Source organism: Kitasatospora sp. NPDC101801 (assembly GCF_044766665.1).
Taxonomy (GTDB): domain Bacteria; phylum Actinomycetota; class Actinomycetes; order Streptomycetales; family Streptomycetaceae; genus Kitasatospora.
Genome location: NZ_JBIWML010000001.1, coordinates 665,276 through 677,973 on the forward strand (window position 1 = coordinate 665,276; position 12,698 = coordinate 677,973).

Here is a 12,698-nt window from a genome sequence, read left to right on the forward strand (position 1 = left end):
TTCGTAGGCAGTGTGATGTGTGCCATTTTACATGTCACACATCAAGCGGTCGCGCCCCCAAGCACGCGGCCACCGAAACGGCCCGGAGGCCCCCACCGTGCGACCCTCCCGGATACCCCTGGCCCAGTTGGGCCGTCTGCTCACCCTCGCGTTCGCGTTCCTGCTCACCCTCGGCTTCTTCGCCCCGCAGAGCCGGGCCGCGAGCGGCGCCCCCGCCACCGGCAACGGCCCGGCCGCGCCCACCGGCCAGCCCTCGACCCGGGCCGTCCCCGTACCCAAGTCCGCCGAGGTGCCGAAGGACGGCCGCCCGACCCCGGGCGCCGCGACCGAGGCCGCCGACGCGCCGAAGGCCGCCGCCACCCTGCCCGCCGCGGCGGCGAAGCAGTCCAAGCAGCTGCGCTCCGCCCCGGCCGCCGCCGACCCGGTCGCCGCCGCCTGCAACTTCACCACCAGCACCGGCAGCGTCCTGGTCCAGCAGGTCAAGGCCGCGAGCCTGGACTGCGCGAACTCGCTGTTCGACCTCACCGGCACCCCCGCCCAGGGCACCTTCCGCGAGGCCCAGATGGTGACCGTCGCCAACGCCCTCCGGGACAGCGCCGCCTCCTACAACGGCACCAACTCCGGCTCGGCCGGCCAGCTGGTGCTCTTCCTGCGCGCGGGTTACTACGTGCAGTGGAAGTACCCGGACGTCGTCGGGACCTACAACTCCCCGCTGCAGAGCGCGATCCGCGGCGGTCTGGACGCGTTCTTCGCCGCCCCGCGCTCCAAGGACGTCACCCAGGCCAACGGCGAGACGCTGGCCGAGGCCGTCACCCTGATCGACAGCGCCCGGGAGAACGCCCGCTACACCGGCGTGGTCAAGGGCCTGCTGAACACCTACACCAGCAGCTGGACCGGCGCGATGCGCGACGCGGTGGCCAACACCAAGACGGTGATCGAGCGCGGCACCGAGCTGCCCGCCTTCGTCGCCGCGCTGGCGGCCGACAGCAGCTTCGCCGGCGCGATGTCGGGCTTCGTCACCCGGAACAGCTCGATGATCAACGGTGGCGACCTGGCCACCGACATCGGCATCCAGCTCGGCGGCCTGCTCGCCGTCCCCGAACTCAAGGCGCAGGCCCGGCCGTTGGTCAAGGACCTGGTCAACCGCTACCCGCTGGTCGGCGCGACCGGCCCGCTCACCATGAACCTGGCCTGGTTCGCCGAGAAGCGCGACACCGGCAACTGCTCCTACTACGGCCTCTGCGACCTGCCCACCCGGCTGATCCCGCTGGTCCTGACGGTCAACCACACCTGTAGCCCGAGCCTGCGGATCCGCGCCCAGCAGATGACCGCCACCGAGCTGGCCGACACCTGCACCAGCCTGGCCAACCAGGACGCCTTCTTCCACGGTCTGGTCAAGGACAACGGCCCGGTCGCGGGTGACCTCAACACCGCCCTGGAGGTGGTGGTCTTCGACGCCTACTACGACTACAGCCTCTACGCCTGGTCGATCTACGACATCGAGGTCGACAACGGCGGCATGTACCTGGAGGGCGACCCGGCCAAGGCCGGCAACCAGGCCCGGTTCATCGCCCACGAGGCCAGCTGGCTGCGCCCGACGTTCTCGATCTGGAACCTGAACCACGAGTACACCCACTACCTCGACGGCCGCTACAACATGCTCGGCGACTTCGACGCGGGCGTCGCCACCCCCACCATCATGTGGGTCGAGGGGGTCGCCGAGTACGTGTCCTACAGCTACCGCAACGTCCGCTACGACGACGCGATCGCCCAGGCCGCCCTGCACACCTACAAGCTGAGCGAGCTGTTCGACACCACCTACGACAACGCGGACTCCACCCGGATCTACAACTGGGGCTACCTGGCGGTCCGTTACCTGCTCCAGTCGCACCCGCAGGACGTCACCGCCCTGCTCGGCCACTACCGGGCCGGCAACTGGGCGGCCGCCCGCACTCTGCTCACCTCCACCATCGGCACCCGCTACGACGCCGACTTCGCCACCTGGCTGACCGCCTGCGGCACCGGCAACTGCGGCACCCTGCCGCCGGTCCAGGCCCCGCTGTGCACCGGCGCCGACATCCGGCAGTTCGACAAGAACTGCCGCCGCGACAACGCCAACGCCGCCACCGGCAACTACAGCTACAGCTTCCTGTACCTGCCCGCCGGCGTGCAGAGCCTGACCATCACCACCGCCGGCGGCACCGGCAACGCCGACCTCTACTACAACGGCGGCAGCTGGGCCACCACCGGTTCGTACCTGCAGAAGTCCACCAACGGCGGCAACGGCGAGACGCTGACCATCAGCAACCCGCCGTCCGGCTGGGTCTACTTCAGCCTGTACGCCCAGCAGGGCTTCACCGGCACCACGGTCACCACCCGCTACTGACGGGCAGTACCGGCAGAGCAGTCCAGCAGCCCCGCGGGCCGGTCACCGGCCCGCGGGGCTGTGTCGTGCCGGGCCCCGGCGCCGGGTCACTCGGCGGAGCGGACCGGGGCACCGAGCGTGCCGGTGGGGTTCAGGTCGACGCCCAACTCGCTGATCAGGAAGCCCGCGTGCAGTCTGCTGCGGGCGCCGAGCTTGTCCATGATGTCGGAGACGTGCCGCTGGCAGGTGCGCAGCGACATGCCCATCCGGCGGGCGATCGCCCGGTCCTCCAGGCCCTGGACCAGCAACCGGACGATGGACAGCTTCATGTCCTCGGAGATCGCCAGCACCCGCTCCTGGCTGTAGTTCTCCGGGAAGGGCGTGGCACTGGTCCAGGCCCGCTCGAACGCGCCGATGGCGAAGTCCACCAGGCTCGGGTCGCTGAGCAGCAGGCAGCCGGCGTCGCTGTCCCGCATCGCGATCACGGCGGCCGACTGGTCGAACGCCAGCATCCGCATGAAGCCGTCGCCCAGGGTGCGGATCTCGGCACCGATCCGGGACACGTGGTCGACGTACTCCACCGTCACGGTGCTGAACTGGGCGGTGTGCTGGTAGAGCGTGCGCATCCGCACGCCGCGTCTCAGCACCCGTTCGGTCTTCTCCAGCGACTCCTTGAGCACGTCGTCCCGGCGGGCACCGCCCGGCTGCGAGGTGAGGATCTCGTGCTCGGCCCGGTCGGCCAGCTCGGTGATGGTCGCCCGGACCACGTCCAGGTCGGTCAGCCGCTGCACACCGCCCGCGTCACCCGGGGTGAACCTGGCCTGCTCGTAGATGTTCTGAAAGACCGTCAGCCGCTCCCTGGTCGCCTCGACCGCCCGGTGGCGCTCCTCGATCTCCAGCAGGGCCGGCGCCAGCAGCTCGCTCGCCACCGCCTTCGGCAGGCCCGCCACCACCATCCCCGGACGGGTGGCCGAGCGCTTCAGCAGCCCGAGGTCCAGCAGCCGGTCGACCCGGCCCGGGCCGGCCGGGCCGGCCCGTAGCTCGTCGCCGTCCACCTGCTGCCGCTCGACCACGTACTGGAACAACTCCAGTTCCTCCTGGCCGAGTTGGTCCAGTAACGAGGAGATGCCAGGCGCTACGGAGCCCAAGACCACAGTCCCATCCCGATCGAATGTACATGCGAGGAAAGCGTCCGCAATCGTATCGCCCGGCGGGCACGCCAGCACCTGACCGCACCCTCGGTTCCTTCACATCGCAACCACATCCGACACTCTCTGTCCGACTATGTCAGGTATGGACCCCTCGTGTCTGCGTCATGGCGTACTCACGACCCCTTGGGGGGCCTTACCCGCCATTCCCGGTCGCGGCAGACTCAAGGTGTCGGGAAAACCCGGAGAGCACCCGGATTCTGGAGGGGAAAACCATGGACCGCAAGATTCTCACCACCGCCGCCGTATTCGTCGCCGCCACCGTCACCGCCCTTGCCGCGACCCTGACGGCGGGCTCGGCCGCCGCCGGCACGACCGCCGACGGCGGCACCCAGACCCCCGCCGTCACCGCGCTGCCCTCGCCCAGCCCGACCTCCGCTGACCTGGGCTGGGGCTGACCCGCACCGGAGTCGGACCACGTCGGACGGCCACCCCACCCGGGCGGCCCCGGCGGCGGAGCACGGCTCGGGACACCCCGCCCGAGCGGCGGCAGCGGGCCACCACCAGCGCCTCGCCATTACCGCCGGACCCGCAGGACACATCATTCCGGACAGAGAGACGTGGTGAACGGAAACCGTGGACGAGATGATGATTTCCGTCCGATTCTCCGGGCTGCTCCGGGAATTCCGCAGGAACTCCGGACTGACCCAGCAGGAACTGGCCGACCTCTCCGCGCTGAGCGTGCGGGCGGTCCGCGACCTGGAGTCCGGCCGGGTGCACCGGCCACGCCGGGAGACCGTCCGGCTGCTGGTCAGCACCCTGCGCCTGGAGGGCGCCCGACGAGCGGCCTTCGAGGACGCCGCGGCGGCCGAGCCCGCCGAACCCCCTCCCCAGCGCACCCCGTTCACCCTGCTCGGCCGGGCCGACGAGGTCCGCGCACTGCTGGAACTGCTGCGCTCCGGCGGACAGCGGCTGATCTCGCTCACCGGGCTCCCCGGTGTCGGCAAGAGCCGGCTGGCCACCGAGGTCGCCGAGCGACTGCGGGCCGGCGGCTGGCAGATCTGCTGGACCGCGACCGGCCGCCCCGCCCCCGGCGACGCCCTGCTGGTGCTCGACGGCGCACCGCCGAGCGACCCCGGCATCGCCGAACTCCTGCGCAGGCACCCGGGTCTGCGGGTGCTGGCGACCGCCACCGAACCGCTCCGGCTGCCGGGCGAACGGGTGATGCCGCTGGCCCCGCTGGCCGCTCCCCGGCCCGCCCCCGGCGCCGACCCGGCCGCGCTGCTCCGGCAAGACGCCGTGCAGCTCTTCCTCTCGCACGTCCGCCGGGTCCGGCCCGGGTACCAACTCGCCGCCGGCGAGGTGGCCGTGGTGGCCGAGCTGTGCGCGCGGCTGGACGGACTGCCCGCCGCGATCGAGCACGCCGCCGACTGGTGCCTGATCCACCCGCCGCACCGGCTGCTCGCGTGGGCCCGGGAGGACCCGCTCGCGGTGGCCTGCTCGCCGGTCGCCGACGGCACCGGCCCCGACCTGCGCGCCGCGGTCCGCACCGCCACCGAGGAACTCGGCCCCGGCCCGGGCCAGTTGCTCCGGCTGCTGGCGGGCAGCGGCCGGCCGCGCACCTTCGAGGAGATCGTCGGCTACGTCGGCAGGCCCGCCGCCGAGGTGGCCAGGGGCGTGCACGCACTGCTGCTCCGCGGTCTGGTCCGCAGTACCCCCGGGGGCGGCGGCGAGTGCTTCGCCGTGCCGCGCCTGGTCCGCCGCGCGCTCGCCGAACTCCCGCTGCCGGGCGTCCGGTTGCTCGCCGCGGTCTGATCCCGCGCGCGCCGGCCGCCGGCCGCGCTGCGAGCCACCGGGCCGCACCATCCTGGCAGCTGCGAGCGGCAGAGTCCGAACCGCCGCTCTGCTGCCGGTCCCAACTGCCTGGCCCGGACCGCTGTGCTGCCTAACGTCTGCTGCTGGCGCCACCACCGGAGCGCCTCCGCCGACCGGGTCGATGCCCCCGTACCCCGCGCACCGCACCCCGCGTCCCGGCGAGTCCACCACCACCCCTGTGAGAGTCGATCATGGAGCTGGACAATCACCCCTGCCCACCCGCCCCCGGGTCGGGCGCCCCCGGCCTGGAGGTCGTGGTCACCAGCGTGGCCTCGGACGCGCACACCTGGAACCTGATCTATCTCCAGCTGTTGCTGGAGGAGCTCGGCCACCGGGTGACCAACCTCGGGTCCTGCGTACCGGACCAGCTGATGGTCGACGAGTGCCGGACCCGCCGCCCGGACCTGATCGTGCTCTCCACCGTCAACGGGCACGGCCTGAACGACGGCCGGCGGGTGATCGGCCGGCTCAGGGACTGCGCCGAGCTGCGCAGCACGCCGATCGTGATCGGCGGGAAGCTCGGCATCTCCGGCGCAGAACAGGGCTCACACGTCCAGGAGTTGGTGGACGCCGGGTTCGACGCGGTGTTCGAGGACAGCGCGGGCATCGTCGGCTTCCACGACTTCGTCCGGACGCTGCCGGCCGGGCGGCGGGCCCTCCCCACCGGGGGTGCCCGATGACCCCGCCCGTGCTGCCGGCCGGCTCGTTCGGCGGCTTCGTGCAGGCCGCCCGCCGCTCCGGCCACCTGGTGGTGCAGCCCCGGATGGGGATGAGCGACCCGTACCTGATGCGCGAGGGCCTGCTGGCCACCCGGCGGGCCGACGCCAGCACCGTCGGCACCATCACGCTGGACAGCTACACCCGGGTCGGCGACCACGAGGCCGCCCGCCGCGCCCTGGCCGAGGGCGTGCCGCTGAACGGCTACCCGATCGTGGCGTACAGCACCGCCACCACCAGGGCGGTCACCGAGGGCATCGCCGGGACCGGCTTCCCGGTCCAGGTCCGGCACGGCTCGGCCGCGCCGCAGGACATCCTGGAGGCGGTGGTGGCGGCCGGTCTGACCGCCAGTGAGGGCGGGCCGATCTCCTACTGCCTGCCCTACAGCCGGACCCCGATCGCGCAGTCGGTGGCCAACTGGGAGGCCAGCTGCGCCATCCTGGCCCGGCTGCGCGAGCACGGCGCCGAACCGCACCTGGAGACCTTCGGCGGCTGCATGATGGGCCAACTCGCCCCGCCCGGAATCCTGGTGGCGATCAGCGTGCTGGAGGCGCTGTTCTTCCGCCAGCACGGCCTGCGCAGCGTCTCGCTGAGCTACGCCCAGCAGACCCACCCGGGCCAGGACGAGGAGGCGGTCACCGCGCTCGGCCGGATCGCCGGTGCCCTGCTCGGCAACCTGGACTGGCACATCGTCATCTACGCCTACATGGGCGTCTACCCGCGCACCCCCGGCGGCGCCCGGCTGCTGCTGGAGGAGGCGGCCCGGCTGGCGGTGCGGACCGGGGCGGCCCGGCTGATCGTGAAGACCTCCGCCGAGGCGCACCGGATCCCCACCATCGCCGAGAACGTCACCGCCCTGGAGGCCGCCGCCCGCGCCTCCGAGCAGGTCCGGCCGACCGCGAGCGTCCAGGACACCGGCATCCACCAGGAGGCGCTGGGCCTGGTGCAGGCGGTGCTCGACCTGGACCCGGACCTCGGCCGGGCGCTCACCAAGGCGTTCGCGCTCGGCGTGCTCGACGTCCCGTACTGCCTGCACCCCGACAACGCCGGCCGGGCCCGCAGCTACCTCGACACGGCCGGGCGGCTGCACTGGTCCGACACCGGCGCGATGCCGGTGCGCGGCACCGGGCGCGGCGTCGGCCGGATGACCTCGTCCGGGCTGCTCGGCTCACTCTCCTACGTCCAGCAGCGGTTCGACCGGCTCGCGGTCGAGACCGCAGGCCACCGCCAACTCACCACCCCCGCCCCGCAGAAGGAGTACGCCCGATGACCACCACCGCCGACGCCCCGACCACCGGGGAGCTGCTGCTCCCGCCGACCGACCCCCGGCAGCACCTGACCTCGCCGACCACCCGTACGGTGCTCCGGCTCCAGCAGCACATGCTGGCGGCGGCCCGGGAGTACCTCACCGGCGCCGGGTTCGCCGAGATGCTGCCGCCGATCATCGGCCCGGTCACCGACCCGGGCGGGCGCGGCTCCAAGCAGGTGGACGTCGACTTCTACGGCCACAAGTACAAGCTGATGACCAGTGCGATCCTCTACAAGCAGGCGTCACTGCTGGCCTTCCCGAAGATCTTCTGCATCGCGCCGAACGTCCGGCTGGAGCCGCTGGAGACCGCCAACACCAGCCGCCACCTGGCCGAGTTCCACCAGATCGACGTGGAGATGGCCGGCGCCTCCCGGGACCAGATCACCGCCGTGCTGGAGGAGTTGGTCCGGCACATCGTCGCCCGGGTGGTCACCGACCTGCCCGCCGAGTTCGCCGCGCTCGGCCGGGACACCTCGGTCTTCGGCGCGCTGCTGGGCCAGGCGTTCGGCCGCCGCACGCACGCCGAGGCGGTGGCCGAGCTGATCGGTCTGGGCCACCCGCAGAACCCGGACGCCGAGATCGACTGGGAGGGCGAGGCGCTGCTCTCCGCCCGCTCCGCCCAACCGTTCTTCGTCACCGACTACCCGAAGGGCTCACGCGGCTTCTACGACCGGGAGAGCGCCCAGGACCCGGGCGTGCTGCGGAACTTCGACCTGCTCGCCCCCGAGGGCTACGGCGAGCTGTGCAGCGGGAGCGAGCGGGAGTACGACTACGCCCGGATCGTCACCCGGATGCGCGAGACCGGCGAGAACCCGGCCAAGTACGGCTGGTACCTCAAGCTGGTCCGCGAGGGCATCCCGGCCAGCGCCGGCTTCGGCATCGGGGTCGAGCGGTTCACCCGCTACCTGGCCGGGCTGGACGGCGCCTGGCAGGCCAACGCCTTCCCCAAGCTGCCCGGCGTGGTGTCGCCGTGACCGGCCTGCGCACCCGGGGCTTCCCGGAGCAGGCGGTCCGGGTGCGGGCCAGGCTCGGGGCGGCCGCCGCATTCCCGGCCGACACCCACTACGGCCACACCCTGTTCGGCGCGGAGGGCGGCACCTCCGCCGACCCGATCGACCGACTGCGGATCACCCCGCCGGTGTTCATGCCGCAGCGGCTGGAGAAGCTGATCGAGCTGGGCCGCGAGCCGCTGCACACCGACGTCGCGCTGGACACCGTGATCGGCGGCCTGCGCTCCGCCCTGCCGCTCTACCTCTCCGCGTTCGGCTCCACCCGGGCGGCCGGCACCGACCAGGTGCTGGCCGCCAGTCGGCAGGCCGGGCGGCTCGGCATCCCGATGGTGATCGGCGAGAACATCGTGCCGATGAGCGGCTACGGCCGGGGCGGCGAGCAGACCCGGCGCACCGCGCTCGGCCGGATCGCCGCCTACCTGGACGAACTCCCGGACGGGCTGGGCGGGGTGGCGGTGCAGCAGAGCACCGAGGACGCCGACGCCGAGGTGTGGAACCTGGTCTACAGCGACCCGGCCGCCCAGCCGCTGCTGGAGAGCGGCCGGCTGGCCTTCGAGCTGAAGGTCGGTCAGGGCGCCAAGCCGGGGCTGGGCGGGATGACCGTGCTGGACCGGGCCGCCGCCGCCCGGGTGGACGAACAGTTCGCGCTGGACGAGGTGTTCGGCCCGGACGCCGACCGGGTGCTGCGGTGCAGCAGCCCGGGCACCTTCACCGAGGAGATCCTGCGTCAGCAGATCCGGCTGATGCGCAACAACTACCCCCGGGTCAAGGTCTGGGTGAAGCTGCACCCCGGCCGGGACGTGGCGCTGGCCGCCGACATCGCCTGGACCGCCGGCGCCGACTCGGTCACCGTGGACGGCGCCGAGGGCGGCACCGGCTGGGCGCCGGTCGCCACCCTCGCGCACTCCGGGCTGCCGCTCGGCGAGTGCCTGGCCCGGATCGGCCCCCGGAGCGACTGCCTGCTCGCCTCGGGCCGGTTCTGGGAGGGCAGCCGGGTGGTGAAGAGCCTGGCCCTGGGCGCCACCGCCGCCGGTCTCGGCCGGGCCGCCCTGCTGGCCACCGACGAGGACCCGGAGGCGGGTCTGACCAGGCTGGTGGAGTGCCTGGCCCTCGAGCTGCGGCTGCTGATCAGTTCACTCGGCAAGTACGCCCCCGCCGCCCTCGGTCCCGAGGACGTCTGGCCCACCCCCGTGCCCTCGGCCGGGGCCCCGGCCCACCGAATCCCGGAGGTGCTCCACCATGGCTGACACCCTGCCCCGTACCGAGAACGAACCGGTGCCCAAGCGCGCCGACGGGCCGCTCGGCCTGAACTACCTGTCCTTCACCGGGGCCATGAGCCTGTCCCAACTCGGCGACTCCGCCTGGTACGTGGCGCTGACCTGGACGCTGATCCGGGACGTCAGCCCGGCGATGACCGGCACCGTGCTGATGCTGGCCAGCCTGCCCCGGCTGATCGGTCTGCTCGGCGGCGGGGTGATCGCCGACCGCAGCGGGCCGCGCCGGGTGATGGTGATCACCGACGTGCTGCGCGGCGCCGTGATGCTGGCCGCCGCGCTGGTGGTGAGCCTGAGCACCCCGTCGGTGCCGGTCCTGCTCGGGGCCGCACTGCTGCTCGCCTTCATCAGCGCCTTCTTCATCCCCGCCTCGGGGTCGGTGAAGCCGCTGATCCTGGCCGACAAGGACCTGGTCCGGGGCAACGCGCTGTTCGTCTTCGGCATCCGGGGCGGGCAGGCGGCCGGCGGCCCGATCGGCGCCTGGCTGATCGCCCTCGGCGGGGTCCCGCTGGTCGCCGTCGCCAACGCGGTCAGCTTCCTGCTCTCCGCCTTCGCCTCCGCCCGGGTGCGCTACACCCGGGAGCCGGTCGCCCCGCCCGCCCCGGCGGACCCGGCGGCGCCCGCGCCCGCCAAGCCGCCGTTCAAGGAGATGCTGCTGGACGGGCTGCGCTACCTCCGCAGGGAGCGCCGGATCCGGCTGGTGATCCTGGTGATCGCGCTGACCGAGCTGGCCTGCGCCCCGCCGGTCAACATCGGCCTGGTACTGCTCTCCAACCGGCTCGACGCGGGCGCCACCGGCGCCGGTCTGCTGCTCACCGGCTACACCGTCGGCGCGGTGGCCAGCTCGGTGGTCACCATGACCTGGCCGCCCGGCCGGCGCGGCGGGCTGGTGCTGACCCTGGGGGTCGCCGCCTCGGCGGTCTGCCTGACCGCGATGGCCTTCATCGACTCGCTGCTGATCGGCATGCTGCTGTACGGCGTCCTCGGCCTGGTGACCGGTCAGTTCGGCCTGGTGCTGGTCTCGATGGCGCAGCGCTGGACCGAGCCCGCGATGCGCGGCCGGGTGATGTCGGTGCTCTCGCTGGCCATCTTCGCCTGCGCCCCGCTGGCCAACGTGGCGGTCGGCACCATGGTGACCCTGCTCGGCTTCAGCACCGCGATGACCGTCTTCGCCGCCTTCGCGGTCGCCGCCGCGCTGATCGTGGTCGGCACCCCGAGCCTGCGGGGTGTTCGCCTTGACTGACACCGGACACCTGGACCGGAGCACCGCCGCCTTCCCGGAACTCCCGGATCTGCACCGGCAGTTGCGCGAGGGCCAGCTGACCAGTGTGTCACTCACCCGGCGCTGCCTGGACCGGATCGAGCTGGTCGACCCACTGGTGCACGCGGTGCTCGCGGTGGACGACAGTGCCCTGGAGCAGGCCGCCCAGGCCGACCGCAGGTACGCCGCCGGGGCCGAACGCGGCCCGCTGGACGGCATCCCGGTGCTGGTCAAGGACAACATCGACACCGCCGGGCTGGCGGGCACGGCGGGTTCCCGGCTGCTGGCCGGGAACCCGCCCCGCCGGGACGCCGGGATCGTCAGCCGGCTCCGGGCGGCGGGCGCGGTGGTGCTCGGCAAGACCAACCTCTCCGAGTGGTCCAACTTCCGCTCCACCCAGGCCACCGAGGGCTGGTCCGGTACCGGCGGGCAGACCCGCAACCCGTACCGGCTGGACCGCAGCCCGGGTGGCTCCTCGGCCGGCTCGGCGGTGGCGGTGGCCACCGGGATGGCGCCGCTGGCGCTGGGCACCGAGACCGACGGGTCGATCGTCGGCCCGGCCGGGCTGTGCGGGGTGGTCGGGGTGAAGCCCGAGACCGGGCTGCTGCCGCTGGACGGCATCGTGCCGATCTCGCCGGTCCAGGACACCGTCGGGGTGCTGGCCGCCCGGCTCGGCGACGCCGCGCTGGCGATCGCGGCGCTCACCGGCCGGCCGCCCGCCGAGCCCGACCCGGCGATGCTCCGGGTCGGCCTCTGGCGGGTGCCCCGGATGCCCGGCGCGGTCGACGCGGTGCTCGACTCCGCGGTGCAGGCGCTGCGTTCGGCCGGGGTCGCGGTGGTGCCGATCGACCTGGCCCTGGACCGGCAGACCGTCGAGGACGGGCTGCTGGCGATGTACGCGGAGTTCCGCCCGGGGCTGGAGGCGTATCTGCGCAGCCGTCCCGGCGGGCCGCAGACCCTGGCCGAGCTGATCGAGGGCAACCGGGCCGACCCGGTGGAGCTCTCGCTCTTCGACCAGGACCTTTTCGAGCAGGCCCAGTTGATCGGTGAGCCGGAGCGCGAGAAGGCCGGGCTGGCCCGGCACAGCTCGCGCGAACAGGCCCGCAGGCTGCTCGACCGCACCATGCGCCGGTACGGCGTCCAGGCCGTGCTGGCGGCCAGCAACGAACCCGCGCCCGTCATCGACTACGAGCTCGGCGACCCCGGCACCCCCGGCAGCTCCACCCCCGCCGCACTGGCCGGCTACCCGAACATCTCGCTGCCGGTCGGCCACTTCCGCGAACTCCCGGTCGGACTCTCCGTGTTCGGCCCGCCGACGCTGGACCGGCTGCTGCCGGTGGCACTCCGGCTGGCCGAGGCGTGCGCCGTCCGGCGGACCCCCGCGCTGCGCTGAGAGCGCACCGCCCGGCGGGGGCAGAACTGCCGGTCAACTGCCCTGCGGCACTTCCTCGAACGCCGCGAGAACGCCCCTAGCTTTTCCCCCGTAAGCGCATTCGACAAGTCCCAGGAGGACGAGATGAGCAACCCCTTCGAGAACGAGGACGGGCAGTTCCTGGTCCTGGTCAACCACGAGAACCAGCACTCCCTGTGGCCCGCGACCATCGAGGTCCCGGCCGGCTGGAACACCGTGCAGGACGCCACCTCCAGGTCCGCCTGCCTGACGTACATCGAGGAGCACTGGACCGACCTGCGGCCCGCCAGCCTGATCGCCGACAGCGCGCTCGCCAAGAGTTCCTGAC

The 12,698-nt window shown here is 72.9% G+C and carries 11 protein-coding genes; 10 read left to right on the top strand and 1 reads right to left on the bottom strand.

From position 1 onward, the window contains the following. Positions 1-97: 97 nt before the first annotated feature. Positions 98-2,386, top strand: a complete 2,289-nt coding sequence (locus ACIRPK_RS02985) for a M9 family metallopeptidase (RefSeq protein WP_403032031.1) — start codon at positions 98-100, stop codon at positions 2,384-2,386. A gap of 86 nt (positions 2,387-2,472) precedes the next feature. On the opposite strand, the gene ACIRPK_RS02990 is transcribed toward ACIRPK_RS02985, so the two are convergent. Continuing rightward, entirely contained in the window at positions 2,473-3,513 is a 1,041-nt protein-coding gene (locus ACIRPK_RS02990; protein ID WP_403032034.1) for a LuxR C-terminal-related transcriptional regulator, read from the bottom strand. Positions 3,514-3,788: 275 nt separating this feature from the next. On the opposite strand from ACIRPK_RS02990, the gene ACIRPK_RS02995 reads away from it, so the two are divergent. The 9 genes from ACIRPK_RS02995 (at position 3,789) to ACIRPK_RS03035 (ending at position 12,697) form a co-directional block, all read left to right on the top strand. After that, on the top strand, positions 3,789-3,971 hold the full coding sequence (locus tag ACIRPK_RS02995; protein ID WP_403032036.1) for a hypothetical protein: 183 nt from the start codon (positions 3,789-3,791) through the stop codon (positions 3,969-3,971). A 187-nt stretch (positions 3,972-4,158) separates the two neighbouring features. Beyond that, positions 4,159-5,328 (top strand): AAA family ATPase, encoded by a 1,170-nt coding sequence (locus ACIRPK_RS03000; RefSeq protein ID WP_403032038.1) that lies wholly within the window; start codon positions 4,159-4,161, stop codon positions 5,326-5,328. 251 nt (positions 5,329-5,579) lie between these two features. Next, positions 5,580-6,068 carry a cobalamin B12-binding domain-containing protein gene (locus ACIRPK_RS03005; protein WP_403032040.1) on the top strand — a complete coding sequence of 163 codons (489 nt, stop codon included), beginning with the start codon at positions 5,580-5,582 and terminating at the stop codon, positions 6,066-6,068. Beyond that, complete coding sequence (locus ACIRPK_RS03010) at positions 6,065-7,375, top strand: methylaspartate mutase (RefSeq protein ID WP_403032043.1); 1,311 nt, start codon at positions 6,065-6,067, stop codon at positions 7,373-7,375. The genes ACIRPK_RS03005 and ACIRPK_RS03010 overlap by 4 nt, the downstream gene beginning before the upstream one ends. Then, positions 7,372-8,388 carry an asparagine synthetase A gene (locus ACIRPK_RS03015; protein ID WP_403032046.1) on the top strand — a complete coding sequence of 339 codons (1,017 nt, stop codon included), beginning with the start codon at positions 7,372-7,374 and terminating at the stop codon, positions 8,386-8,388. The genes ACIRPK_RS03010 and ACIRPK_RS03015 overlap by 4 nt, the downstream gene beginning before the upstream one ends. After that, entirely contained in the window at positions 8,385-9,671 is a 1,287-nt protein-coding gene (locus ACIRPK_RS03020) for a glutamate synthase-related protein (RefSeq protein WP_403032049.1), read from the top strand. Before ACIRPK_RS03015 ends, ACIRPK_RS03020 begins: the two co-directional genes overlap by 4 nt. Continuing rightward, entirely contained in the window at positions 9,664-10,941 is a 1,278-nt protein-coding gene (locus ACIRPK_RS03025) for an MFS transporter (RefSeq protein WP_403032052.1), read from the top strand. The genes ACIRPK_RS03020 and ACIRPK_RS03025 overlap by 8 nt, the downstream gene beginning before the upstream one ends. Next, the gene (locus ACIRPK_RS03030; protein WP_403032054.1) at positions 10,934-12,352 is read left to right on the top strand and encodes an amidase family protein; all 1,419 of its coding nucleotides are present in this window, start codon (positions 10,934-10,936) and stop codon (positions 12,350-12,352) included. Before ACIRPK_RS03025 ends, ACIRPK_RS03030 begins: the two co-directional genes overlap by 8 nt. A 123-nt stretch (positions 12,353-12,475) precedes the next feature. Continuing rightward, entirely contained in the window at positions 12,476-12,697 is a 222-nt protein-coding gene (locus ACIRPK_RS03035) for an MbtH family protein (RefSeq protein WP_403032057.1), read from the top strand. The last annotated feature ends 1 nt before the right edge of the window (position 12,698 follow it).

What these genes read in the sequence shown, in the direction of transcription:
- ACIRPK_RS02995 (WP_403032036.1), top strand. Translation starts at nt 3,789, where the DNA reads ATGGACCGCAAGATTCTCACCACCGCCGCCGTATTCGTCGCCGCCACC.
- ACIRPK_RS03005 (WP_403032040.1), top strand. Translation starts at nt 5,580, where the DNA reads ATGGAGCTGGACAATCACCCCTGCCCACCCGCCCCCGGGTCGGGCGCC.
- ACIRPK_RS03010 (WP_403032043.1), top strand. Translation starts at nt 6,065, where the DNA reads ATGACCCCGCCCGTGCTGCCGGCCGGCTCGTTCGGCGGCTTCGTGCAG.
- ACIRPK_RS03025 (WP_403032052.1), top strand. Translation starts at nt 9,664, where the DNA reads ATGGCTGACACCCTGCCCCGTACCGAGAACGAACCGGTGCCCAAGCGC.
- ACIRPK_RS03035 (WP_403032057.1), top strand. Translation starts at nt 12,476, where the DNA reads ATGAGCAACCCCTTCGAGAACGAGGACGGGCAGTTCCTGGTCCTGGTC.
- ACIRPK_RS03015 (WP_403032046.1), top strand. Translation starts at nt 7,372, where the DNA reads ATGACCACCACCGCCGACGCCCCGACCACCGGGGAGCTGCTGCTCCCG.
- ACIRPK_RS03000 (WP_403032038.1), top strand. Translation starts at nt 4,159, where the DNA reads ATGATGATTTCCGTCCGATTCTCCGGGCTGCTCCGGGAATTCCGCAGG.